This is a genomic window from Ruegeria sp. BHSA118, assembly GCF_059613405.1.
This window is the reverse complement of the sequence record NZ_JBXWSM010000003.1, coordinates 64,069-88,445: the sequence shown is the minus strand read 5'-3', so window position 1 is coordinate 88,445 and position 24,377 is coordinate 64,069. Positions and strand designations below refer to the sequence as shown.

Sequence of the window (24,377 nt, the reverse complement as noted above, 5' to 3'; positions counted from 1 at the left end):
TCCAGGGGCTGTTTTGTCAGGACTCTGTCCGGTTTTCGTCAGTCGAAGACGGCGCGCTAGCCGACAGGCGTTCCCTTACGCCACGGTCCTTTGCGACAAAATCCACAGCAGGTTTTTCAAGAAGTTTCTGGTACAGCGCATCATACTCTGGCAGTTTCAGCAGATCGTTGATCAGGGCCTTGTGCCAGCGGAACGCTCTTCTATGTAGCCGTCGAAGCCTGTCGTCAGCGCGAAACTCTTCCAGCACCGCATCCACTTCATCCTTGTACCTCAGGATTGTTTCATCCTTGGCACCGCCGCGGTTCCAGCGGTCCCAATAGTCGGTTCCAAGTGTTTGCGAGGAATGATTTGCCCGACCTCGGCTGCGCTTGGCCAGATAGGCCTGCGTGGATCTGACGGCATAGTGGTTGATCTGTGCGACTTCAAAACCAAACGGAGGCGAGACATGATTGCCGAAGGGCGCAGGTTCCGTGGCGTGCCCTCCGGGCACCGACCGGAACACGCCGGCCTGAAGTTCGGGACGGGGGTGCGGGTTGTGCAATCCGAAGCGAAGATAGAAATCGCCCTGCCTGAACAGGGATTTGACAAACCGGCGCCCTGCCCCGCCCTGTTCGAAATCCAGTTCACAATCGTAAAACTGCCGCGTCACCAGCGTATCGCGCATAACATGCCGACCACTGTTCGAGAATATCTTCCAGGGGATGGAAATGACGTCAACGCCAGGCGTTGCCTCGATCAGATCATCAACCCTGTGATTTCCCACGTGAATATTCAGAAATTCATCCGCGTCGCCGACATATATCCACTTTGCGTCTTTCACCACCGGCAAGCGCCGTGCCTGCCTCAGCGCAGACCGGTGAATACCTCCGGTTCCGACCCGGTTTCTGTGAAACTCCACATGACCCAAGTCCTGCAACCGTCTCAGAATCTGGTTGGTGCCGTCTGTACAATCATTGGTGTAGACAATGATCCGATCAAACCCCAGCACCTTGTGATGGGCCACCCATTCCAGAATATAGGGGCCCTCGTTCTTCATCGCAGTAATGAGGATTTTTTCAGGCTTTTCCATCGCTGCCACTTATCCCCGCCGCCTAGTCGTTCTGACCTTTGCTGTCATCTTGCGGGACGATCTTTTCGATGGCGATCTGCGCGCCGGCAATCGCGCGGATGCGCAACTCTCGGGGGTGCTGGCCCAGAAACTCGTTGACCGCACGGATCACCCCGTCGCCCCACCAGCCGCGGCGGTGGTAGTCGTCGAATGCCATGATCCCACCGGGTTTGATCTTGGGAAACAAAGCGGCCAGATCGGCGGTGACGCCTTCATATGAATGGTCTCCGTCGACATAGGCGAACGAGATGCTTTCATCATCAAAAAGCTCCAACGCAGGTACCGAAAAATCGCGTATAATACCAACCTTGCCTTCTTCGATCTCGGCCTCGAAAGTCTTTACGACCTTCTGGAAGATGGCCTCCATCTTTTCGTCTTCGGTCCGACCCACAAACGCGGTTGTGTGCGACTCCTCACCAATATGCTTCCACGGGTCGATCAGAAAAAGCTGACTGGGCTCGATCAGTTTCAGAATGGTCGGAGAGAACTCACCCTGCCAGACGCCGATTTCAACGGCCAAGCCCCCCTTTGGCAAACGTGAAAGGAATGTGCGGCGGATTGCGTCTTTGCTGTTTTTGCGCTTGGTCGCCTTGTCAGCCTTCGGTTTCTTCTGGCTGCCGGGCGCAACACCGATAACCTTGGATTCGTTTGACATCTCGACCTCACTTGCAGACGGGTATCCCATTCACTCAGAACCCGTTTTGTTCATTGCGCCATGGCTAACACGCCACAGCCTCAAGAACCAGAAGCTATGTTTCCTTTTTGCCAAGCGGTGGCAACTTGTCGATGCCAAGCCACGGTGGCTGCAAGCTGGTTATCCGGTATCGTGCAGCATTGCGCCCGAGGAAACTATTTATTGCCGCATTCATACCCGTATACGACCCGCCTCCGTGACGGCGATAGGATGTGAACGCGATACTCCCCCCGGGCGCAAGAACCCGGTCGATCCGACGCAACAGCTGGTTCATTACCTGCTCTGCCCGCACCCCGCGGATGATGACGACGCCGACGCTTTCGTCTTCAAACAGCTTCAGCATCAAAGGGGGCAGCGCCCGGTAGACATGCAATCGTCCGGCGAGAATGGGATCGCGGAAATATTCCAGCAATGCATAAAACGTGCGGTCCAATTCCTGTAGCTCGGGATCCTGAGTTGCATCCGGACATGTGAAACCGTCCCATGACAGCCCCCACGGCCCTATGACCGTCAATTTCTCGACAGCGTCCAGATCAAGTATTTCTTCAATGATTTCAGTCTCAACATGCCCGATCAGCAACCAGTTCTTCTTGCCGCTGATTGATCGAAGAAAACTCTGCCGCTGGTCTTTTGTTCTTTCAACTTCCGGAGGGACAGCAGGCAGGTAAACAGGATCCTTTGGATCGAACGGCACCGAAACCTGTTTGGCATCCGTGATTTGCGTGTGCTGCGCGGCGGCCTCTTCGTAATCGAACGAGGTTGCGAGGGAATCGAGCCGAACGAACCAAGGAAAATTGTATGGCTTGGAGTTCTCGGGCTTGGACATCTTACCGAGCCGCGTCCATTTCGCGACCTGGGCAAAGGTAATTTCCGGGTCCTTGTACATTTCAGCGTTGAAAGACAGATCGCCATCTTCCATCACGCCGAGTTCCAGCGCCTTGACATAGCGCCCGCTGCGGAAGCGGCTGAACTTTGCAACAAAATCCTGCGCCACCTCGGTTTTTCTGAGGCCTGCGATGCGTTCCTTGTGAAATGCAACCGCCCGCTGATGCAATTGCCCCAGAACAGGATCGGATCGCAGTTCTTCGTAAACCTTCCGCAGTCGCGCGACTTTGGACAGGATCGAGGTTTCTTCGATGTCGTTATAGCAATGCAGCTTCCAGTAGGCCTGACCTGTTGCCTCCATCTTCGGATGAAAACTCGAGGTATTCACATCCCCGCGCAACCGTTTCATCAGATAGCTTTCCACAGATCTCACCGCATAGTGGTTCATCCGAAAAAGCCTGCGCCCGAACCCGGCGCCCGTTGATGAATACGCCCACCCTCGCCTTCGCATGGCCGGCGGCAACGGATCACCGTCCCCGTCGACCCAGGCAAATCGATCCGCCTTGCTGGGTATCGGACCGCGCGGTCGATGCGTGCTGATTGTGCGATACGATCCGTTGTTGCGAAACAGCGATTTGAACGCCCGCAAGTTGTGGGGGCTGACGGCGCCAAGCTCGCCCGCACGGGTGAATTGCTCGACAACGAACCTGTCTTCGAACTCGACGATTCCGTTGTGTCCGAACAAATGCCAGATTGCGGCAAATCCGTCCGCATGTGGCAACGCACGAAACAAATCGTCCAGTGTTCCGTCGCCGACGCGAATATCAAGGAATTCATCCACGTCGCAGACCAATATCCATTCGGCTTCTTTGCACCAGGGGTGTTCCATGGCGTTTGCATAAGCTGAAGCCTGAGGTCCAAATTCCCACGGGCCGGGGTTGTCGATTTGCGCCAGAAACCCCAGTTCCTGGCATCGCTGAAGGATCGCGTCGGTGCCATCGGAACAATCGTTCGAATTGACGATAAAGTGGGTGAAGCCAATCGAAAGATAGTATGCAATCCATTCCAGGATGAACGGCCCTTCGTCTTTCATCGTGGATATGACAAGTCTCATCGCGTCTACCTGTACCCGTGGCCCGCAAATTCAGGATAGCGGGAAAAAACGCATCTTTGCAGATGTATAGCGCGCATCCCTGCCTGCGGCTTTGTTACGGGCCCCGGAAATGCATTGCAAGTGGACGAGCCCGCCGGTTCAGCGACTGCCAACTCCAAATTCCGCAGACAATCGCAGCCCCGCAGGCAGCGATCCCCCAGCGAGTCTCCGCCTTGAAACCGTCATTCGGATTGCCATCGCGCGCCAACCATCTATAGCTGGCATTCACTGCTGCCGAAGTCCTATGGCAGCAAAGGCGCGGCATCTCGAATGGATCATGACAGGTAATCTCAAAGATCAAAGGGCGCATGGCCTTGATGCACTGCGCGGTATCGCAGCGTCTGCGGTCGTGTTTGTACACGCGGTGAAAATTCATCCGCTTGGTGTCAATTACACAGATTGGGGGGACGACTATTTTTTGATGGGAGTGCCGCTGTTCTTCATAATCAGCGCGATGTCCATGTCGCTGGCTTATCCAAAAGGGATTTCTTTTGATCGAAGCTGGGCCTATGCCTTGCGCAGGTTTTTTCGGATTGCACCACTCTTTTACCTTATGCTCTTTGCTTGGCTCTACGTAGGTCTCCAAGCTGAAACGGGTACGATCATCAGAAATATGGCATTTCTGTTTGGTTTTTTTCCCAGTGAACAAACCAGTCTCGTTCCTGCGGGATGGTCAATTGGCGTCGAAGCTATCTTCTATCTTCTGTTCCCCTTCCTTTGGGTTTGGCGGAACATATGGTCGGCAGTGTTTCTCTTATTAATTGCCTGCTTGGGATGGGCGGCAGTAAACGCAAATGGCCAGGGCGAAGTTCCTGACTATTACTATTGGACCAGCTTTTTCACGAACGCCCCATATTTTGCGTTGGGCCTGATCATCTGGTGCATCTACAGTTCGACACCCGCGTCGTTAAAGCGGCCAATTGGATATTTGACCCTCGCGGCGGGAATGGCCGGGTTGATTTGCCTATACTCGTATGGGCCAGTCGTTGATCAGACGCGAACGCAATACAAACCGGTTCCGCTCGTACTGGTACTGGGTTGGGGCTTCGCCTTTGCAAGCCTTGCGCTATCGCAGGCACTTCGACCCGTTTCTTTTCTCTATAACCCTTTTACCCGCTTTCTTGGAAAGATCAGTTACAGCCTATATCTGATGCATCCGTTTCTTATCTATAACACTAACCTGACCCGATGGGCCGCAACGCTAACGGACAACCCGGATCTTGTGGTGCCCGTGGTCTGCGCAGTTACCCTTGCCGTGGCAGTACCCATTGCAACTGTTATTTATTATGCCGTCGAAGTTCCGTTCATGCGTCTGGCCCGCCGGATAACCAAGCCAGATCTGAGAGATACAATGTCACGACGACAGGCGTCGTGATGGCAGAGCACACCCACCGGCACAATGCGGATCTATAGTACCAGGGGAATAATCTCGCCTCGATTGCGGGCGATCTCGGTAATGTCAAAATCACCGCTTTGCATTTCAGCCTCGCCCCGAACAACCATTGCAGAGTGATTTTTCACGATGACTTCGCGAACGATATCTGGCCGGCAGGCGCAGGACATGACGCATTGAAGTACCAGGTTCGCCAGCGCCTCTTTCCCGTCGAAATAGTCGGAGTTGTAATGTTCTTCCATTGTGGACCATTGCCAGTCTTCAATGACGAAGACGCCCCCTTCCGACATGCGCGGAAAAACGAGGTTGAACGACAACAACGTTTCCAAATACTGGTGCGATGCGTCATCTATGACGAGATCAATCTTCTCGTTGCCGAACTCTGCATCCAGCAATTCGCCGAACCGGTTGATGTCAGCCTGACTGACCCCCTTGTAAAGGCGCACGTTGTCCTGCCGCGTATACCTTTCTATATAAGCGTCAAGGTGAGGCAGTTCGCGCGTCGAATATTCAACTGCAACCAGTTTATCGGGCCGAAAAACACGATCGAGGAGAGCGACGCTCCCACCCTGCCATACTCCGATATCGACGATATTGTTAACATCAATCTTCGAGGTGCAATCCAGTTCAGCCTCGATCATTTCGCGGGTTTTCACCAGCAGAAACTCGTTATCGTTCGATGTGATTTCGTGGTATTCCGCAATATCGACCGTGGCGAAAAAATTGACGCCGTCAACGGTACATCTGTTCCGCTCGGACCAGACTATCGGTTGAATTTTCTTCTGTTGCGAACCGCCTGAAACTGAGCGCAAGACAGTCGAGACAACTTCCGTAAATTTGCTCACCACTATGCCCTTACCTGATGGCTAGTGTGCTTCATCTCCTGAAAGGCACGGGTTTACAAGCTTCCTTTACATCAAACGCAGAAAGAAGCGCGAGGCAGCCGTTTCACGGCCTTGAAAATGGGCTGGGTCAGAATATGATCGCCGAGAACGGTGCAAGCCTTCATGTATTGCCCGGCGTTGAAAAAGATAGGTTTTATTCTGCATGCCAAGGTTGAATAAAACCGGATGCCTGAGTTGAATAAGGCATATTTTGCCGAAAATGTGACTCTGATTAGCCAAGCCCCCAGGCCATTTCCCGCGATTCTTGTTGAATCTTTATAATAGAAAGGCCAGAACCAGCCGGACATCTATGCAAGGTGATAATCTATGCTCGCGGAACTTCGGGAACAATATCTGACCACGGTTGCCCGTGCCCTGGATGGCACGATCTATGAAGACCCACCAATTCTGTTTGGAGACACCAAACCGGATTATGACTCCAAGAACCGTGAATACGGCTGGGATTGGCCGTCTGTTGCGTTCACTATGGTGGGCAGCAAGCGGTTGGCCAATGTTCGCGCCATGGTGGAATCCGTCATTGGCAACCAGGTTCCCGGCGATTTTGTAGAAACCGGTGTATGGCGTGGCGGTGCCAGCATCTTTGCGAAAGCGGTTCTCTTTACATATGGCCAGAATGACAGACGTGTCGTTCTGTGTGACTCTTTCAAGGGACTGCCCGAGCCGAACGAAGAACTTTACCCTCACGACAAGGGGTCTGATTTCCACAAGTACGATGCCCTGGCCGTGTCAGCCGATTCTGTAAGGGCGAATTTCGAAAAGTTCGGGCTTCTGGACGATAATGTCGTGTTCATCGAGGGCTTTTTCAAGGACACCATGCCCTTGGTGCCCAGCGAACAGATTGCAGTGCTGCGTCTTGACGGCGACATGTATGAATCAACCATTGATCCTTTGCGGCACCTTTTCAGCAAGGTCTCGAAAGGCGGATGGATCATCGTTGACGACTATCACGTGGTTCCCGCAGCCAAAGCTGCCGTTCATGACTATCTTGACGAAGTGGGCTATCAGCCACCCGCGATCAACGAAATCGATGGTGTGGGCGTCTATTTCCAAAAGGTCTAGAGAGGACCGGGCCTTGGGTTCTGGTCACGGGTCAGGTTGCGCCCGCCGCTTGCGGGCGCAGCTGACGCCGGCGCCCGTCACCTGAACACCTCAAACGTCACGCTCAGCAAGGCTGCGGCCCGTTCGTGTTTCAGAATGGCCGACCAGGCAAACACCCTGGGGGTGCTACCGGGCAGAAACCTCGACATTCCGATGAACGTCCAGAATGTGGAACTGATTCAAGTTCTGAAAGCGGATCTTTCACATGGTACCGCTGTCTTCGGCAACCCTTTCGGACGTCGCACGGTGGGCACCACACCGAATGCAATCCTCGCACCCGCCCTCAATTTCCAGTTCATTCACTGAAAGTTGGTGCGGTCGAGAAGACTCGAACTTCCACGGGAGTTACCCCACAGCGACCTCAACGCTGCGCGTCTACCAATTCCGCCACGACCGCACTGCCAATGACTTGGTAAAGCGGCGTATAGACGTTGGTGCGCGCGATGTGAAGAGGCAAAAACGCAGTGGTTTAAATTCCTTCGCCACGGGCATATCTCTCCAGTGAACAACACGCCATTGACCTGACAGGAGCCACACGATGCCCCCGCCCGATAACCGCCCGATCGTTCAGATCGATATTGTCTCGGATATTGTGTGTCCCTGGTGCGTTGTCGGGTTTCGACAGCTTGACATGGCGTTGCAGCAACAGGGTGTCCTTGCCCGGCTTCGCTGGCATCCGTTCGAGTTGAACCCGGACATGCCCCCCGAAGGCCAGAACCTGCGCGAACATATCATGGCGAAATACGGCTCAACCGCCGAGCAAAGCCAGCAGGCCCGGGACAAGCTTACCTCGATCGGGGCCGAGCTGGGTTTTGCCTTCAACTTCGACGATGACAGCAGAATGGTGAACACATTCGCGGCGCATCAGTTGCTGGATTGGGCGGAATCAGCCGGCCAACAACATCCATTGAAACTGGCTCTGTTCGACGCCTATTTCACAAAGCAGAGGGATGTTTCCGATATGGATGTTCTGCTGGAAGTTGTTCGATCCATCGGGCTGGACGCAGATATGGCGCGACAAGCGCTTGAAAGCGGAAAACACATAGCCCCGGTGCGTGAAAAGCAGCTGTTCTGGACCAGCCGGGGCATTTCAGGCGTGCCATCCATGGTTTTTGGCGGAAAATATCTGCTGACCGGCGCACAGGGTTCTGAAACCTATTCGCAGGTTCTGCAACGTTGCCTGTCCGAGGCCGCCTGACCCCTTTTCTTGACCGATCCAGACGGATATGAGACCGGCATGGAATGGAAAATCACCGATGGTCTGACCAGCTATGACGACGCCGTTGCCTTTATGGAGGCGCGCGTCGCCGCAATCGCAAATGGCGAAGCCGACGAATGTGTCTGGCTGTTGGAACACCCGCCGCTGTATACGGCCGGAACTTCGGCCAAGATCGAGGATCTGACCGACCCCGATCGTTTTCCCGTTTACGAAAGCAAACGCGGCGGCGAATACACCTATCACGGGCCCGGTCAGCGTGTCGCCTATGTCATGCTGGATTTGAACAAACGTGGTCGCGACGTGCGTCAGTTTGTGAAACAGCTGGAGACCTGGGTGATCTCGGCGCTGGCGGAATTCAACGTGCAAGGCGAGATCCGTGATGGGCGCGTTGGGGTTTGGGTTCGGCGTGATGACAAGCCGTTGACAGTGACCGGCAAACCGGCGGAAGACAAGATCGCCGCCATTGGTCTGCGCCTGCGCAAATGGGTCAGTTTTCACGGAATCTCGGTGAATGTCGAACCGGATCTGGAACATTTTTCCGGCATCGTCCCTTGCGGGATCAGCGAATACGGCGTGACCTCATTGGTCGATCTGGGGTTGCCGGTAACGATGGCAGACCTTGATGCCGCACTGAAAAAGACATTCGCAGACGTTTTCGGTCCTGTGGCACCCTGAATCCATCCGTCGATCACTGCGCAGCGAATCGCTGCGCGCCACTGTCGCAAACAACAATCCCTGTGACCGGCTGGCTCTGTTTCCCACGCGTAAGGCAATTAACCCTGAATTCGGTGGATTTATGGAAGTCTTTAAGCATTTTTTAACTCAGGTGGATACAAAGGCTCTGTTAACGAGTAATATGGAACTGCCAATCAAGAGTGAGTGGTATGTTAACCGGTGATCCTGGGCTCGCCCTCGAAATCCGAGAAGTGTTTGGTTACGAGTCTGCCGTTCCGACCCCAAATCGGAACGGCAATTCTCTTTGAGGCACCGCTATTCTTCCTGATGCCCAAATCGGGAAGAACCGACGCAGGCGCGGCCGGCCTGTTCCAGTTCGAGCGTCGCATGACCCACCCCGAAACGGACTTGCAGCGTGTGCCTGACACTGTCCCGTACCATTTCGGCATTTGACCAGGCGTTCGCATCGATGACCAGATGCGCCGTCAGCGCGGGCTGCCGTTCCTGCATGCTCCACAAATGCACGTGATGCACTTCGGACACCCCATCTGTTTCTTCGATCGCCGCGGCAACCTGCTCTGGCTCCAGGTCGGGCGGAGCGCCCAGCATCAGAACGCGGACCGTCTCGCCTATCTCTTCTTTGACATGCCACATGATGTAGACCGAGATCAGGATCGTCACCGCCGGGTCCACCCACGTCCAGCCGAACAGGATCACTGCGGTGCCCGCTACGATCACGGCGATTGATCCCAAGGCGTCCGCAACATTATGGATGAATGCGGCCCGGATATTCATGCTGTCCTTGGCCATGGTATACGTCAGAGCAGCGGTTACGAGATCGACCACCAATGCCAGCGCGGCGACCCAGACCACAAGCCATCCGTTGATCGGCTCGGGTTCAAAAAACCGCATGACGCCTTCGTAGAACAGATAGACCGACAACACGATCAACGTGGTGTAGTTGATCAATGCCGCAACGACCTCCGCCCGGCCATAGCCAAAGCTCATCCGAGGATCAGCCGGACGCCGTGCAATCTTGCGGGCGAAAAACGCGATGATCAGCGCAACAGCGTCCGAAAAGTTGTGCAGCGCGTCGGCAATCAACGCCAGAGAACCCGAAATGATGCCCCCGATGACCTGAGCCAATGTCAGGAACATGTTCACCGCAATCGCCCAGGCGACGCGCGCATCGCCTGCGTCTGGATCAATGTGGTTGTGCTGGTGACCATGCCCGGTGTGGGAATGCTGGTGTGCCATATCGTTTCATGTCCCTTGTTACGGCTTCCGAGAACATGTAATTCCTCTAGCTACTAGAGGTTCAAGGGGTCGCAACGGAAAAATGTATTCGATCGGGGACTTATCGCGCCGAACCGGAGTGAAAATTCCGACAATCCGGTTTTATGAAGACAAAGGCCTGTTGCCCATGCCAGAGCGAACCGTGGGCAATCAACGCCGGTATGACGATGCGGCGTTGAAACGGCTGATCTTCATTCGCCATTGCCGTGATCTGGGATTGCCACTGGCCGACGTCGTGGGTTTGCTGTCCCTTGAAGGCGCGTCTGGCAGCGACCTTAACCGGGCGCACGAAATTGCCGAAAAGCAACTGGCCGACCTCCGGGACCGAATTGCCCGTCTGCAAAACCTCCAGGCTGAACTGACCCGAATTGCAGCGGCCTGCGACGGGCAGCACGATCATGTCTGTGCCGTGCTGCACGCGTTTCAGGATCATGGCGAATGCATGGGGCCCCATGGCGCCGAATGATCAGGCGAGAGCGGCGCTGATCTTTTTCGCGTGTTCACCGATAAGCTCGAAATCCCCCATCTTGCCCGGCGGGCGCATGGAAACCCCTTCGTGCCGCGGCAGGACGTGAAAATGCAGGTGGAAGACTTCCTGCCCGCCTGCCGCCTCGTTGAATTGCTGAATCGTCACCCCGTCCGCGTCAAATGCGGACTTGACCGCCCGGGCCATCTTCTGAACCGTTTTCATGACCGCCATCAGTTGCTCGGGTGTGGCATCCAGTACGTTGCGGCATGGTGTTTTGGGGATCACCAACAGATGCCCGTCCGCGCGCGGCATGATATCCATGAAAGCCAGCGTTTCATCATCCTCGTACACGCGCATGCACGGGATTTCTTCGCGCAGGATTTTGGCAAAGATATTGTCGGGGTCGTAATCAGCCATCTCAAACCTCTGAATTGCGGGTCTTGTCACAGTTCTGAGACGCGCGCGGGCAACGGTCAAGGTGGAACTCTGCCACCGGCCTTGCCACATCGACGGGCCGGGCTTGAATTCTCATCCGCCATGCCCAGATAACCCACGTTCAAGGCCGGAAAATCGTGCGGCACCCGCCTGCCCGCGACAATTAATCTTGATCCAGATCAAACTCGGCCATTGAAGGTGCCCTCTTCACATTCTAAAACCAGCAGGAATCCCGCGCGTTGGAGAGGTCCGACTGCGCGGTGCAGTTGCAACAGGAGGCACCTATAATGGCAGACGCAGCCATTCACGGTCACGACCATGAAGATCAGCGCAGCTTTTTCCAGCGCTGGTTCATGTCGACCAACCACAAGGACATCGGGATTCTGTACCTGGTCGTTTCGGCCCTTGCCGGTCTGATCTCGGTGGCGATGACCGTTTACATGCGGCTCGAGCTGATGCACCCGGGCGTTCAGTACATGTGTCTGGAAGGCTTCATGGCCGACCCGTGTACGCCCAACGGGCATCTGTGGAACGTGATGATCACCTATCACGGTGTTCTGATGATGTTCTTTGTTGTCATCCCTGCCCTGTTCGGCGGATTTGGCAACTATTTCATGCCGTTGCAGATCGGTGCGCCGGATATGGCGTTCCCGCGGATGAACAACCTGTCCTTCTGGCTCTATGTCGCTGGTACCTCGCTGGGTGTCGCCTCGCTGCTGGCCCCCGGCGGCAACGATCAGATGGGATCGGGCGTGGGCTGGGTTCTGTACCCGCCGCTGTCGACGACCGAAGGCGGCATGTCCATGGACCTGGCGATTTTCGCCGTGCACGTATCGGGCGCCTCCTCGATCCTCGGCGCGATCAACATGATCACCACCTTCCTGAACATGCGTGCCCCGGGCATGACCCTGTTCAAGGTGCCGCTGTTCAGCTGGTCGATCTTCGTCACTTCGTGGCTGATTCTGCTGTCGCTGCCGGTTCTGGCTGGCGCGATCACCATGCTGCTGATGGACCGCAACTTTGGTTTCACCTTCTTTGACCCGGCCGGTGGCGGCGACCCGATCCTGTATCAGCACATCCTGTGGTTCTTCGGACACCCGGAAGTGTACATCGTGATCCTGCCCGGTTTCGGCATCATCAGCCATGTCATTGCGACCTTCTCGCGCAAGCCGATCTTCGGCTATCTGCCGATGGTCTGGGCGATCATCGCAATCGGCGTGCTGGGCTTTGTCGTGTGGGCGCACCACATGTACACTGTCGGCATGTCGCTGCGTCAGCAGGCCTATTTCATGCTGGCCACGATGGTCATCGCGGTTCCGACGGGGGTCAAGGTGTTCTCGTGGATCGCGACCATGTGGGGCGGCTCGATCGAGTTCAAGACACCGATGCTGTTCGCCTTCGGCTTCCTGTTCCTGTTCACCGTCGGCGGTGTGACCGGTGTGGTTCTGTCGCAGGCCGGTGTCGACCGTGCCTATCATGACACCTACTATGTGGTGGCACACTTCCACTACGTGATGAGCTTGGGTGCTGTTTTTGCGATCTTTGCTGGGGTGTACTTCTACTTCAGCAAGATGACGGGCCGTCAGTATTCCGAGTTCTGGGGCAAGGTTCACTTCTGGCTGTTCTTCATCGGCGCCAACCTGACCTTCTTCCCGCAGCACTTCCTGGGCCGTCAGGGCATGCCGCGCCGTTACATCGACTACCCCGAGGCATTTGCCCAGTGGAACTTTGTATCGTCGATTGGTGCGTTCATCTCGTTCGCCTCGTTCCTGCTGTTCTTCGGCATCGTGTTCTACGCCCTGTTCCGTGGCGCGAAAGAGACACGTCCGAACCCGTGGAACGAATACGCGGATACGCTGGAATGGACCCTGCCGACGCCGCCGCCCGAACACACGTTCGAGCAGCTGCCCAAGCAGGAAGACTGGGACAAAGGCCACGCGCACTGATCCCGATCTGATACAAGGAAACCCCGCCCAAGTGGCGGGGTTTTTCGTTTTCCACCTCTGCCGGTTCGCCAAGTGTGCCAAAATCCGCTATGATACCCCCACAGAACAGTCGGAGGATCGGCAATGCCGGAAATCGACTTTTGGTATTCAATCGGCAGCACTTACAGCTTCCTTACCGTGATGCGTCTGGACGACTGGTGCGCAGAACATGACGCCACCGTTAACTGGCGGCCCTTTAATGTGCGCACGGTCATGTCAGCCCAGCAGAATATCCCGTTCGCCGGAAAACCCGAAAAATCCGCATATATGTGGCGTGATATCGAACGTCGCTGTGCCAAGTATCACATCCACGCCAGCCTGCCCGCGCCCTATCCGATTTCCGATCTTGCCTTGGCCAATCAGGTCGCTCTGCTTGGTATGATGGATGGATGGGGCAAGTCTTTTACCCAAAACCTATACCGCATCTGGTTCGAGGAAGGCGTCGAGGCGGGCAGCGAAAGCGCCTTGTCCGAAGCTTTGCTGCGGTGCCAGCAGGATCCTCGTCTGACACTGGCACGCGCGCGCAGCCCGGACATCGTCACCGCGCTGGAAGCTGAAACAGACATCGCCGTAAAACTGGGTGTTTTCGGCGCCCCCAGTTTCGTGGTGAGACAAGAGGTGTTCTGGGGCGACGACCGTTTGGATGACGCCTTGTCCTGGGCGCGTGTAGGCCACGTGGTCTGATCAAAACCCGTCGACTTGACGCAGCACTGCGATATGTTTCCGGTATGCCGTACAAATGGAATCAGACATCCGAAACCGTACACGAGTTGCGCCTCTGGCCGCACAACTCTCTGCCGCGACGTGGGGCGATGATTACCATCCTGTCCGTGTTTCTGTTCGGTTTGATCCCGTTGCTGGCCGTGCTTGGGTCGGTCGTGTTGTGGGGCCTGTTGCCGTTTCTGCTGTTGACGGTGCTTGGGCTTTGGCTGGCGATTCAGGCGAACTATCGCGCGCGCAGTACGTTTGAGGTTTTTACCTTGTCCGATTCACAAGCCCGCCTGGTGCATCACACCCCGGGCAAGGACCAACAGGAATGGTCGTGCAATCGCTATTGGGCACGACCTGAAATGTACGAAAAAGGTGGTCCGGTGCCACACTACGTCACGCTCGTCGGAGACGGGCGTGAGGTCGAAGTCGGGGCGTTTTTGTCGGAAGACGAGCGTATCACGCTCTACGACGACCTGGCCAGGAAACTGCGCGACCCCGTCGCGCAGTAGGTGTTTCAGCCTGATATCTCAGCAGTCGCTGTTGGACGCAGCGCAAAGGTGGTCCTTGACCATGGGTCCGACCTTGCCGAAGTCCATCTGTCCGGTATAGCGGGTCTTCAGCTCGCCCATGACCTTGCCCATGTCCCGAATGGAACCGGCACCGGTTGAAGTGATCGCAGCCTGAATCGCCTTTGACACTTCGTCATCATCCAGTTGCTTGGGCAGAAACTCTTCGATGACGGCGACTTCCTGCATCTCGCGCTCGGCCAGGTCCAGGCGTCCGCCCTCTTCATAGGCGCGCGCACTTTCCTTGCGTTGCTTGGTCATTTTACCAAGTATTTCAAGCACCTCTGCATCGCCGCAGCCCTTGACCTCTTCATTGTCCGAGGCGCGCGCGGCGATGTCGCGGTCCTTGATGGCCGCGTTGATCAACCGCAGTGTCGACAGACGCTCGGCTGCTTTGTCTTTCATTGCTTGCTTCAGGGCGGCATTCACCCGTGATCGCATGTCCATTTGGCTTGTCCATCCCCATGACAACGGAACCCCGAACATATCTAAACAAAAAGCGTGTTACAACCGGGGGCGACCAAGCTTAACCCATTGAAAAATAACAATAGCCCAAAAATTGAACAGACTTGACCCAAGCGCTTAACCCCCTTAGGTATGCGCCGGTTTACCTTGCAGGAGAGTCGCGCCATGGCCCAGAACGCCCCGTCCAAGCCCACCGCATGTCTGGCTTTGGCCGATGGAACGCTGTTTTACGGCATCGGTTTCGGTGCAACCGGACAGACCGTGGCTGAACTCTGCTTCAACACAGCGATGACCGGATATCAGGAGATCATGACCGACCCGTCTTATGCCGGGCAGATCGTCACCTTCACCTTCCCCCATATCGGCAATGTCGGCGTGAACCCGGAAGACGACGAAACCGGTGATCCGGTCGCCGCTGGCATGGTCGTCAAATGGGATCCGACCGAGCCGTCCAACTGGCGCTCGGCCGAGGAGCTCAAGGGCTGGCTTGCCCGCCGTGGACGCATCGCCATCGGCGGCGTTGATACCCGCCGTCTGACCCGCGCCATCCGCCAGCAGGGCGCGCCGCATGTGGCGCTGGCTCATGATCCCGAGGGCAATTTCGACATCGAAGCACTGGTTGCTGCGGCCCGCGGCTTTGCCGGGCTAGAAGGTATGGACTTGGCCAGGGATGTCACCTGTGCCCAGAGCTACCGCTGGGATGAAATGCGCTGGGCCTGGCCGGAAGGGTACAAGCGGCAAGAGGCCCCCGCCCACAAAGTCGTGGCTGTCGACTATGGTGCAAAGCGCAATATTCTGCGCTGTCTCGCCTCGGCTGGATGTGATGTAACCGTGTTGCCAGCGACGGCGACGGCTGCCGAAGTGCTGGCCCATCAGCCGGATGGCGTTTTCCTTTCGAACGGTCCCGGCGACCCGGCCGCAACGGGTGTCTATGCTGTGCCGATGATCAAGGAAATTCTGGACACAACCGATCTGCCCGTCTTTGGTATCTGCCTTGGCCACCAGATGCTGGCGCTGGCGTTGGGCGGTCATACAGTCAAGATGAACCACGGCCACCACGGCGCGAACCACCCGGTCAAAGATCTGGACACCGGCAAGGTCGAAATCACGTCGATGAATCACGGTTTTGCCGTGGACGCGCAGTCTTTGCCGGAAGGCGTGGTCGAGACCCACAGATCGCTGTTTGACGGCTCGAACTGCGGTATCCGCATGACTGACAGACCTGTATACTCGGTACAATACCACCCCGAAGCGTCGCCCGGACCCCAGGACAGTTTTTACCTGTTCGAACGTTTCGCCGATGCGATGGAAAAGAAAAAAGAGCAGGCATAAACCCTTAAGTTACCAGAGTTAACGGCACATTAACCTTGTTTGATCAACCCTGAGCGCAGGTAACTGTGCCAGGGTTTCTTTATGGTTGAACTTAACCTTCAGGATTTTACAAACGCGTCCCCGATCCCGGCGCCCGGATTTCGCAAACCGCTGGGCACATGCCTGCTGGAAACCGAGGTCATCACCCGTTCGCAACTGGACCATGCGCTGAGCCTGCAAACCAGGCAGAAAGCGCCGCTTGGCGAGATTCTGGTTGGCGAAGGGTATGCCACCAGGCAGGACGTTCTGAAGGCCCTGTCCACACAGTTCGGGTGGCAGATCGCGGACCTCGAACAAATTCCACCGATGCCCGGATTGTGCAACCTAAAGCCGGTGGATTTCTGGCTTGAGCACAATGTCATTCCCTGGATGCGCATCGGCCCTCTGGTTTTGGTCGCCACTGCCCGGCCCGATCGTTTTGCAACCGTGATCGCCGAGATACAGGACTGCGACTATGCCATCCTGCCGGTTCTTGCGGATTCTCATCAGATCGACCGGGTCATTGCACAGCACTTCCCGCGGACACTTGCAAAGGCGGCCGAAACCCGAGTGAACGCGGCGCAAAGCTGCCGCAACTGGACCGCCGGGCCCCGGCTTGTATCATCTGCGACAACGCTGGGTGTGCTGTGTCTTTTCGCCCTGTTCCCCTCGTTTGGATTGATGGTTTTGTTGGGCGCGGCCGTAGGCAGTTTGGTTCTTTTTGCGGCCTTTCGGATAATGGGCACCCTGGCCTGTCTCAGTGACCGCCTGAAAAAGCCGACTCAGCCAACAGAGGCGGCAATCGCACTCCGCCACCCCTGCGTGTCCATCATGGTGCCGTTGTACAAGGAGCGAGAAATCGCGAATGCTCTGGTGCAACGGCTGCAAAGGCTGACCTATCCCAAAGCGCTGCTGGACGTCATTCTCGTGCTCGAGGCGACGGATGACGTGACGCGCGACGCGCTTGCGCAGGTGGCTCTGCCCAGTTGGATGCGTGTTGTTGAAGTCCCGGAACTGAACGGACTGACCACCAAACCGCGCGCCATGAATTACGCGCTGGACTTTTGCCGTGGTGACATCGTTGGCGTTTGGGATGCCGAAGACGCACCACAGCCAGATCAAATCGAACGTGTGGTTGCGCATTTCACCCAAGCTTCACCCGAGGTGGTTTGCCTGCAAGGTGTTTTGGACTACTACAACCCCCGCACGAACTGGCGGTCACGCTGTTTCACCATCGAATACAACAGCTGGTTTCGGGTGATCCTGCCGGGCATCGCACGTATGGGGTTGGTCGTCCCGCTTGGGGGAACGACGTTCTTTTTCCGCCGCGAAAAGCTCTTGGAACTGGGCGGCTGGGACGCTCACAATGTCACCGAAGATGCGGATTTGGGCGTGCGGCTTTGCCGGGCGGGTTACCGGACCGAGATGGTGGACACCGCCACCTTCGAAGAGGCGAATTTCCGAGCCTGGCCGTGGGTGAAGCAACGCTCACGCTGGCTCAAGGGGTTCATGGTCACCTATCTTGTGCACATGCGGGACCCGCGGAAACTGTATGCTGATTTGGGTGCGGCCAAGTTTATCGGGCTACAGGCGTTCTTTCTGGGTACTCTGGGTCAGTTCTTGCTGGCCCCTGTTCTATGGATTTTCTGGCTATGCACCTTGGGTATACCCAATCCGATGGAGCAAATCCTGCCGCAGCAGATCACGACAGCGCTGATCTGGCTGTTTCTGGCAACCGAGGCCCTGAACATATGCGTCGGGATCATCGCTGTATCCGCGCGTGAACGTCGGTTTTTGCTGCCGTGGGTACCGACGATGTGTCTGTATTTCCCTCTGGGGGTGGTTGCCGGTTACAAAGCCCTGTGGGAACTGGCGACAAATCCGTTCTTTTGGGACAAAACCCAACACGGGCAGGCCAGTGAAGACGTTCCACTGGCCTGACGTTCATTTATCGCGACGACTGGCATCCTGTTTCAGACGTGTCATGAACGCGATTGAAATATGTTCCTTCAACGCCTGCCCGGCGGCTTCCTCGTCTCGGGCTGCGATGGCCTCGACGATTCCCTTATGCTCACTTTGCGCAATCTCGCCACGCCCCTGAACTGCCAGCGAAGTGGTCGCCATCAAAGCCATGGTCCGGTGGACCAGATCGAGTTGCTGAACCAGATAGCGGTTGTGTGACGCCAGATGAATCTGTTCGTGAAACCGTCGGTTGGCGCGCGACAAGGCCGTAGGGTCATCGATCAGCTTGTCGTCTTCGACGACCATGTCCTGAAGAACCTTGATTTCTTCTTCGGTGGCGTGTTTTGCAGCCAGGCGCGCAGCAAGCCCTTCAAGTTCCCGGCGCACGATGTAAAGCTCGGCCATCTGGTTGTGATCCAGGGACGCGACGATCAACGACCGCCCGTCCCGTTCCAGCAAAGACTGGGTTTCCAACCGTTGCAGCGCTTCGCGGATCGGGGTGCGTGACACTCCGAAACGCTCTGCCAGCTCGCTTTCGACCAACCGATCACCGGGCTTGTAGACGCCCACATCGATGGCTTCCAGGATAAGGCTGTAGGCGTCCTTGGTCGGGGATCGGGTCTGGCTCATGGGATCGTTTGTCTCCTCGTTCGGACATGTCTAGCCGTGACAGGGGGCGGCGATCAAGTACAGCATTGAAAACCGCCCGGCTGCGCCCTAAACCCAAACCATGGTCAAACCTTCGTTTCGTCATGTCACACAATGGGTGTTCGATCTGGACAACACCCTGTACCCACCGCATATGCGGCTGTTCGATCAGATAGAAGTTCTGATGACGGATTATGTGGTGCAAGCCATCGGTGTTGACCGGGCCGAGGCCGACCGGCTACGTGCGCATTACTGGCGGGAATACGGAACCACGCTGGCCGGGTTGATGGCCGAACATGATCTGGACCCCGACCCCTACCTGCACGCGGTACATCAGGTTGACATGAGCCACATGGACCCGGATGCGGAACTGGCCGATCACATCCGCGCCCTGCCCGGGCGACGTATTGTCTATACCAACGGCAGCGCGCCTTATGCTGAACGGGTTTTGCAGGCTCGAGGACTTTCAGGCCTGTTCGACGCGATCTATGGCGTTGAACATGCCGAGTATCGCCCCAAGCCGGAAAAGACCGCCTTCGAGACGATCTTTGCCCGCGACGGTATTCAGGCCGACAAAGCCGCGATGTTCGAAGATGACCCGCGCAATCTCGCGGCCCCGCACGAGATGGGAATGCGCACGGTTCATGTTTCTCCGGACCCGCATGAAGCCGATCACATCCACCATCACACGGACGATCTGACCGCGTTTCTGGCGCGCCTGCGATAGGCTGTCACACTGCGACGATCTGCACGTTCTGCCCGCGCATCCACACCCCTATATGCGCGGCAGCGACGAACAGATGGAGACCCCGATGAGCGCGATTGACATGCCGCTGCGCCTGCCGATTTGGCAGCGCCTTTTCTTTGCAATTCCCGTCTTTGGATGGTTGGCGCGCGACGCGGTCAACGCCAAGGCAGAAGACTTGTATTACACCGCCGCTGCGATTTTCAGCATGTGGGGCTGTTCCATCATGTTGTTCGGCCTTCCCGGCCTCTACATCCCTGCCCTTATGATGGTGCCGCTGATGTTTCTGATCCTCATCCTGATTTCACGGGGCTGAAATACGGGACAGGATGTCACTTGGCACTCGGGGCAGATCCGAACTAGGTTTTGCCCAGAATGATGAGAGGCGCCATGTCCGACAGCTGTGACATCCTGATTTCCGGTGGCGGGATCGCCGGTCTGACCGCCGCGGCGGTATTCGGAACGGCAGGTTTTGAAGTGATCTGCGTTGATCCGAGCCCTCCGATCACCGAGCGGGACGTGGACGGGTCAGACCTGCGCACCACGGCTTTTTTGCAGCCTGCGCGCGGCCTGCTGGAACAATGCGGTCTGTGGGCAAGACTGGATGCACAGGCGGCCCCGTTGCAAGTCATGCGGATCGTTGACGCCGGGGGTGACTTGCCCGAGCCACGCGTCGTCCGCGACTTCAACGCGGCCGACATCTCCGAACAACCTTTCGGCTGGAACCTGCCCAACTGGCTGTTGCGCCGTGAAATGGTGGCAAGACTGGCCGAGTTGCCAAATGTCGATTTCCGCCCCGGCACCGCGACCACCAGCCTGTTCACCCGAACCGCCGAAGCCCGCGTGGGCCTGAGCGATGGAACCCGCGTACGGTGCAGACTTGTGCTTGCTGCCGATGGTCGCAATTCGCCAATGCGCGAAGCGGCCGGCATCAAGGTGCACACAACTCGATATGGGCAAAAGGCGCTGGCATTTGCGGTGACGCACCCAATTCCACACGAGAATGTCTCGACCGAGATTCACAGATCCGGGGGACCGTTCACGCTGGTGCCTCTGCCGGATTGGAACGGCCAGCCCTCGTCCGCCATCGTCTGGATGGAACGCGGCCCGAAGGCCGTTGAACTCCTGAACCTGGAACCCGAGTCATTCGAGGCCGCCATGACCTCTCGGTCCTGCGGTTTGTTCGGCCCGCTGAAATTGGCATCCCGCAGAACGATCTGGCCGATCATCAGCCAATCGGCGGAACGGTTGGCGGGTGAACGCGTCGCGCTGATGGCCGAGGCGGCGCATGTGGTGCCTCCCATCGGGGCCCAGGGATTGAACATGTCTCTGGGCGACCTGCGTTGCCTGCTGGATTTGGCGCAGGCCCGGCCCGAAGGTCTGGGAGACGAACAGATGCTGGGCGCCTATCACAAGGCCCGTCACACCGAAGTCGAGATGCGCGTCAAAGGTATTGATTTGCTGAACCGCGCCTCGATGATCGAGACGCGGCCGCTGCGGGATGCACGGGCGATGGGGCTGAGCGCGCTCTATTCCCTGCCACCAGTGCGCAAGACTTTGATGCAGATGGGCCTTGGCGTTCGCTAAGGCCCGGTCCGCTTACAGAACCTGATCCAGCACCCGTTTCAAACGCGCGATGGTGCCGTCCACGTCGTACAGCTTGTCGAGCCCGAACAGACCCAACCGAAACGTGCTGAACCCTTCAGGCTCATCACATTGCAATGGAACACCCGCGGCAATCTGCATGCCCAGTGCCGCAAATTTCTTGCCGTTCTGGATTTCCGGATCCGAGGTGTAGCTGACCACAACTCCGGGCGCGCCGAAACCGTCGGCCGCAACCGAAACAACACCCTTGTCCTTCAGCATCGACCGCACACCGTCACCCAGCGCCCACTGCGCCGTCCGCAACCTTTCGAACCCGTATTCACGAGTCTCTGCCATGGTGTCGCGGAAGGCCAGCAACGCATCGGTCGGCATCGTGGCGTGGTAGGCGTGGCCGCCGTTTTCATAGGCTTGCATGATCTGCCGCCATTTCTTCAGATCAATGGCGAAACTGTCAGAACTGGTCTGCTCCAGACGTGCCTCTCCGCGTTCAGACAACATGACCAGACCGGCACATGGCGACGCGCTCCACCCTTTCTGCGGCGCCGAGATCAGAACATCGACACCGGTGGCTTTCATGTCCACCCAGGCGCAACCCGACGCAATGCAATCCAACACCATCAACGCACCCACCTCATGCGCCGCGCTTGCCAGCGCGGTCACATAATCATCCGGCAGAATGACCCCCGCCGACGTTTCGACATGCGGAGCAAAAACAACACCGGGCTTTTGTTCGCGAATCGAAGCGACGACCTCTTCGATCGGAGCAGGCGCAAAAGGCGATGGGCTGGAATTGCCAGTCTCGCGCGCCTTCATCACGGTGGTCGAGCTGGTCAGGGCACCGCTTTCGATGATCTGGCTCCACCGGTACGAGAACCATCCATTGCGAACCACCAGCACATCCGCGCCGCGCGCAAACTGTCGGGCGACCGCTTCCATGGCATAGGTTCCACCGCCGGGAATAACGGCAACGCCATCCGCGTTGTACACGCCCTTCAACATATCCGAAATGTCGCGCATCACCTGCTGAAACTTCTGCGACATATGGTTCAGCGAGCGGTCGGTAAATACGACCGAGAATTCTTCGAGCCCGTCCGGGTCAACGGTTTCCAGCAAGCCTGGCATGGCGCATCCTCTCCAAAGCGTTTTCGAAGTCTTGTCCGCTTTGTCAGTGCGGGTAAAGCCCTTTCGCTGCAAAATTTGACCCAACGTAAAGCTTAACAAACACTTAATTTTTCTCACTTAGTTTCCTGAAAACAGGAAAATGACGCCAACCAGTGTCACTTCCCCTTTACACTTCTACTTGCTTCTGAACAGATGCGCACACTTTATACTTGAAGGGATAGATTCACCCGTGACGATACAAAAGCGGATCAGCTTCCAGTTCGTTCGAGACGAAGTAAAACGACGCATTGAAAGCCGTGTCTGGCCACAAGGATCGCTTTTGCCGACGGAGACCCAGCTGGCAGAGGAGTTCAATTGCGCCCGGGCCACTGTGAACAGAGCCTTGAGAGAACTGGCCGACCAGGGCTTTGTCGAGCGCAAACGCAAAAGCGGCACACGTGTCAAGAAAGAGCCCAGCAAACACGCCAAACTCGAATTGTCACTGGCGCGGCAAGTGGTCGAAAGCCGGAATGCAAACTATCGTTATGCGCTTGTTGAAAGGAATGTGGTCACCAGCCCTAGGTGGCTTTCCTCGCAGATCAACGTGGCACCGGATGCGCGTGTTCTACATGTAATCTGTATGCACTATGCAGACAATCGGCCCTTCCAGATGGAAGAACGATGGATCAACATCGAGGCCGTACCTGATGTGGAGGACGCGGACCTGTTCGAACAGGGGCCACATGAATGGCTGTTGACAGCCGCACCTTTCACCGATGCCGAGGTCGCTTTCTGTGCCATTTCCGCAGATGCGCGACTGGCAGAATTCATGGGCACCACGGCGGGAACATCCATGATTCAAATGGAGCGCACCACCTGGAAAGAAGACAGGCCGCTTACCTTTGCGCGCATGACTCACCATCCGGGGTACTGCATCCGCACGAAATACTGACTCTGTTCAGCCAATGGGACCGGGCAGACGTTCTTCGCTCAGCAGAACGTTGGCCTCGACGTCGCCTGCACCCGGCAGAGTCATGATCCTGCGCCGCAATACACGTTCGAAATCGGCCAAGTCCCGGGCCACGACACGCAGTCGATAGTCATACAGCCCCAGCACGTGTTCGACTGTCTGCACCTCGGGCACGGCACTGACAGCGCGCTCAAAATCTTCAAGACTGACTTGGCCCTTGCGCCCCAGCTTGATGCCCAGAAAGACTGTGACACCGAACCCCAGCGCCTCGGCATTCAGACGCAGCCGACGGCCCTTGATTATTCCTGCCTCTTCCAGCCGGCGAATGCGGCGCCACGTGGCGGGTTGGGACAACCCGAACCGGCGACCCAATGCTCCGGCACTTTGCGTGGCATCCTGTTGCAGCGCGCGAAGCAGACGGCGATCAACCTCATCCAGCTCGATCATACCGGCAGCACCTCGTCCCGCTTGACCCGCGCGATGTGCATAAGGGCCTCGATATCGGCAATATGAGGCAGGGTCAGAATCCGGTCGCGATAAAGCTGCTGATAATGCTTCATGTCTCTTGCAATGACGGAAAGACGAACATCGACACGACCCAGAAAGGTCTGGATTTCGATTACCTCTGCCACGTCACGCGCCGCCTGCGTGAAATCGTCGAAAGCTCGGGCCTGCGTCTTGTCGAGCGTGATCCGAAGCGAAACCTCAACAGCATATCCCATCGCGGCCCAGTCTATCACGGCCTCCTGCCCTTCGATGATCCCTGCGGTCTGCATCTTTTCGATTCGCCGCCAGCAGACGCCCGCGCTGATCCGGCAAAGATCGGCCAGTTCCGCTGTTGTCAGGCTCGGGTCTGCTTGAAAGTGGCGCAGAATGCGCCGATCAATATCATCAAGCATGATTTTTTCACTTTCTCCGATTATTGCGAATTATTCTTCATCTTTTTCGTAAATACTCAAGCCCAACCCTATCGCCATTGCACGAACAGGCAGATACAAC

Annotated in this window: 26 protein-coding genes and 1 tRNA gene; 15 read left to right on the top strand and 12 right to left on the bottom strand. The window is 56.8% G+C overall.

The genetic code is table 11. From position 1 onward, the window contains the following. Nucleotides 1–16 precede the first annotated feature (16 nt). The 3 genes from AC2FNN_RS01940 to AC2FNN_RS01930 all read right to left on the bottom strand — a co-directional run bounded on the left by AC2FNN_RS01940 (nt 17) and on the right by AC2FNN_RS01930 (nt 3,741). Nucleotides 17–1,069, bottom strand: coding sequence for a glycosyltransferase family 2 protein (locus AC2FNN_RS01940; protein WP_496756219.1), 1,053 nt, complete (start codon nt 1,067–1,069; stop codon nt 17–19). Between the two features lie 22 nt (nt 1,070–1,091). Next, nucleotides 1,092–1,763: a class I SAM-dependent methyltransferase gene (locus AC2FNN_RS01935; RefSeq protein ID WP_224855312.1), complete on the bottom strand. Its 672-nt coding sequence runs from the start codon at nt 1,761–1,763 to the stop codon at nt 1,092–1,094. Between the two features lie 94 nt (nt 1,764–1,857). After that, nucleotides 1,858–3,741, bottom strand: a complete 1,884-nt coding sequence (locus tag AC2FNN_RS01930) for a glycosyltransferase family 92 protein (protein ID WP_496756218.1) — start codon at nt 3,739–3,741, stop codon at nt 1,858–1,860. Between the two features lie 283 nt (nt 3,742–4,024). Here AC2FNN_RS01930 and AC2FNN_RS01925 point away from each other — a divergent pair, with 283 nt between their 5' ends. After that, nucleotides 4,025–5,155: an acyltransferase family protein gene (locus AC2FNN_RS01925; RefSeq protein WP_496756217.1), complete on the top strand. Its 1,131-nt coding sequence runs from the start codon at nt 4,025–4,027 to the stop codon at nt 5,153–5,155. Between the two features lie 32 nt (nt 5,156–5,187). Here the strand turns inward: AC2FNN_RS01925 and AC2FNN_RS01920 are convergent, their stop codons facing one another. Then, nucleotides 5,188–5,829 (bottom strand): class I SAM-dependent methyltransferase, encoded by a 642-nt coding sequence (locus AC2FNN_RS01920; protein ID WP_496756216.1) that lies wholly within the window; start codon nt 5,827–5,829, stop codon nt 5,188–5,190. A gap of 555 nt (nt 5,830–6,384) precedes the next feature. On the opposite strand from AC2FNN_RS01920, the gene AC2FNN_RS01915 reads away from it, so the two are divergent. Together AC2FNN_RS01915 and AC2FNN_RS01910 are read left to right on the top strand one after the other, a co-directional pair. Beyond that, complete coding sequence (locus tag AC2FNN_RS01915; protein ID WP_496756214.1) at nt 6,385–7,137, top strand: TylF/MycF/NovP-related O-methyltransferase; 753 nt, start codon at nt 6,385–6,387, stop codon at nt 7,135–7,137. Nucleotides 7,138–7,272: 135 nt separating this feature from the next. Next, nucleotides 7,273–7,482: a hypothetical protein gene (locus tag AC2FNN_RS01910; RefSeq protein WP_496756212.1), complete on the top strand. Its 210-nt coding sequence runs from the start codon at nt 7,273–7,275 to the stop codon at nt 7,480–7,482. A 4-nt stretch (nt 7,483–7,486) separates the two neighbouring features. Here the strand turns inward: AC2FNN_RS01910 and AC2FNN_RS01905 are convergent. Continuing rightward, nucleotides 7,487–7,573 (bottom strand) — tRNA-Leu (locus AC2FNN_RS01905). Between the two features lie 141 nt (nt 7,574–7,714). On the opposite strand from AC2FNN_RS01905, the gene AC2FNN_RS01900 reads away from it, so the two are divergent. Together AC2FNN_RS01900 and lipB are read left to right on the top strand one after the other, a co-directional pair. Next, on the top strand, nt 7,715–8,374 hold the full coding sequence (locus tag AC2FNN_RS01900) for a DsbA family oxidoreductase (RefSeq protein ID WP_496756210.1): 660 nt from the start codon (nt 7,715–7,717) through the stop codon (nt 8,372–8,374). A 39-nt stretch (nt 8,375–8,413) separates the two neighbouring features. Further along, complete coding sequence (gene lipB / locus AC2FNN_RS01895) at nt 8,414–9,070, top strand: lipoyl(octanoyl) transferase LipB (protein ID WP_496756208.1); 657 nt, start codon at nt 8,414–8,416, stop codon at nt 9,068–9,070. A gap of 315 nt (nt 9,071–9,385) precedes the next feature. On the opposite strand, the gene AC2FNN_RS01890 is transcribed toward lipB, so the two are convergent. Continuing rightward, a complete protein-coding gene (locus tag AC2FNN_RS01890) occupies nt 9,386–10,327 on the bottom strand; it encodes a cation diffusion facilitator family transporter (RefSeq protein ID WP_496756206.1) in 942 nt (313 codons plus the stop codon). Between the two features lie 82 nt (nt 10,328–10,409). Between AC2FNN_RS01890 and AC2FNN_RS01885 the strand changes: the two genes are divergently transcribed. Continuing rightward, nucleotides 10,410–10,832, top strand: coding sequence for a MerR family transcriptional regulator (locus AC2FNN_RS01885; RefSeq protein WP_496756205.1), 423 nt, complete (start codon nt 10,410–10,412; stop codon nt 10,830–10,832). Here the strand turns inward: AC2FNN_RS01885 and AC2FNN_RS01880 are convergent, their stop codons facing one another. Then, nucleotides 10,833–11,252, bottom strand: coding sequence for an HIT family protein (locus AC2FNN_RS01880; protein WP_496756204.1), 420 nt, complete (start codon nt 11,250–11,252; stop codon nt 10,833–10,835). It lies immediately after the preceding gene. A gap of 305 nt (nt 11,253–11,557) precedes the next feature. Between AC2FNN_RS01880 and ctaD the strand changes: the two genes are divergently transcribed. The 3 genes from ctaD to AC2FNN_RS01865 all read left to right on the top strand — a co-directional run bounded on the left by ctaD (nt 11,558) and on the right by AC2FNN_RS01865 (nt 14,475). Then, entirely contained in the window at nt 11,558–13,216 is a 1,659-nt protein-coding gene (gene ctaD, locus AC2FNN_RS01875; protein WP_496756203.1) for a cytochrome c oxidase subunit I, read from the top strand. A gap of 123 nt (nt 13,217–13,339) precedes the next feature. Continuing rightward, nucleotides 13,340–13,939 (top strand): 2-hydroxychromene-2-carboxylate isomerase, encoded by a 600-nt coding sequence (locus AC2FNN_RS01870; RefSeq protein ID WP_496756201.1) that lies wholly within the window; start codon nt 13,340–13,342, stop codon nt 13,937–13,939. A 44-nt stretch (nt 13,940–13,983) separates the two neighbouring features. Further along, on the top strand, nt 13,984–14,475 hold the full coding sequence (locus tag AC2FNN_RS01865; protein WP_496756199.1) for a DUF2244 domain-containing protein: 492 nt from the start codon (nt 13,984–13,986) through the stop codon (nt 14,473–14,475). Between the two features lie 18 nt (nt 14,476–14,493). On the opposite strand, the gene AC2FNN_RS01860 is transcribed toward AC2FNN_RS01865, so the two are convergent. Beyond that, nucleotides 14,494–14,979 (bottom strand): GatB/YqeY domain-containing protein, encoded by a 486-nt coding sequence (locus AC2FNN_RS01860; protein WP_496756197.1) that lies wholly within the window; start codon nt 14,977–14,979, stop codon nt 14,494–14,496. A 183-nt stretch (nt 14,980–15,162) separates the two neighbouring features. Between AC2FNN_RS01860 and carA the strand changes: the two genes are divergently transcribed. Together carA and AC2FNN_RS01850 are read left to right on the top strand one after the other, a co-directional pair. Continuing rightward, nucleotides 15,163–16,329 (top strand): glutamine-hydrolyzing carbamoyl-phosphate synthase small subunit, encoded by a 1,167-nt coding sequence (gene carA / locus AC2FNN_RS01855; RefSeq protein ID WP_496756196.1) that lies wholly within the window; start codon nt 15,163–15,165, stop codon nt 16,327–16,329. Nucleotides 16,330–16,410: 81 nt separating this feature from the next. After that, the gene (locus AC2FNN_RS01850) at nt 16,411–18,288 is read left to right on the top strand and encodes a glycosyltransferase (protein WP_496756195.1); all 1,878 of its coding nucleotides are present in this window, start codon (nt 16,411–16,413) and stop codon (nt 18,286–18,288) included. 3 nt (nt 18,289–18,291) lie between these two features. Here the strand turns inward: AC2FNN_RS01850 and AC2FNN_RS01845 are convergent, their stop codons facing one another. Continuing rightward, entirely contained in the window at nt 18,292–18,939 is a 648-nt protein-coding gene (locus tag AC2FNN_RS01845) for a GntR family transcriptional regulator (RefSeq protein ID WP_171633258.1), read from the bottom strand. 100 nt (nt 18,940–19,039) lie between these two features. Here AC2FNN_RS01845 and AC2FNN_RS01840 point away from each other — a divergent pair, with 100 nt between their 5' ends. The 3 genes from AC2FNN_RS01840 to AC2FNN_RS01830 all read left to right on the top strand — a co-directional run bounded on the left by AC2FNN_RS01840 (nt 19,040) and on the right by AC2FNN_RS01830 (nt 21,289). Next, nucleotides 19,040–19,684 carry a pyrimidine 5'-nucleotidase gene (locus tag AC2FNN_RS01840; protein ID WP_496756193.1) on the top strand — a complete coding sequence of 215 codons (645 nt, stop codon included), beginning with the start codon at nt 19,040–19,042 and terminating at the stop codon, nt 19,682–19,684. Nucleotides 19,685–19,769: 85 nt separating this feature from the next. Beyond that, entirely contained in the window at nt 19,770–20,018 is a 249-nt protein-coding gene (locus AC2FNN_RS01835) for a hypothetical protein (protein WP_171228521.1), read from the top strand. 74 nt (nt 20,019–20,092) lie between these two features. After that, entirely contained in the window at nt 20,093–21,289 is a 1,197-nt protein-coding gene (locus tag AC2FNN_RS01830) for a UbiH/UbiF family hydroxylase (protein WP_496756192.1), read from the top strand. A gap of 12 nt (nt 21,290–21,301) precedes the next feature. Here AC2FNN_RS01830 and AC2FNN_RS01825 read toward each other — a convergent pair whose 3' ends face one another. Then, on the bottom strand, nt 21,302–22,429 hold the full coding sequence (locus AC2FNN_RS01825; protein ID WP_496756191.1) for an aminotransferase class V-fold PLP-dependent enzyme: 1,128 nt from the start codon (nt 22,427–22,429) through the stop codon (nt 21,302–21,304). Nucleotides 22,430–22,658: 229 nt separating this feature from the next. Here AC2FNN_RS01825 and hutC point away from each other — a divergent pair, with 229 nt between their 5' ends. Further along, a complete protein-coding gene (hutC, locus tag AC2FNN_RS01820; RefSeq protein ID WP_496756190.1) occupies nt 22,659–23,360 on the top strand; it encodes a histidine utilization transcriptional repressor HutC in 702 nt (233 codons plus the stop codon). A 6-nt stretch (nt 23,361–23,366) separates the two neighbouring features. Here the strand turns inward: hutC and AC2FNN_RS01815 are convergent, their stop codons facing one another. Together AC2FNN_RS01815 and AC2FNN_RS01810 are read right to left on the bottom strand one after the other, a co-directional pair. Next, nucleotides 23,367–23,825, bottom strand: coding sequence for an Lrp/AsnC family transcriptional regulator (locus AC2FNN_RS01815; RefSeq protein WP_496756189.1), 459 nt, complete (start codon nt 23,823–23,825; stop codon nt 23,367–23,369). Then, nucleotides 23,822–24,277 carry an Lrp/AsnC family transcriptional regulator gene (locus tag AC2FNN_RS01810; RefSeq protein ID WP_209833413.1) on the bottom strand — a complete coding sequence of 152 codons (456 nt, stop codon included), beginning with the start codon at nt 24,275–24,277 and terminating at the stop codon, nt 23,822–23,824. The genes AC2FNN_RS01815 and AC2FNN_RS01810 overlap by 4 nt, the downstream gene beginning before the upstream one ends. Nucleotides 24,278–24,377 lie beyond the last annotated feature (100 nt).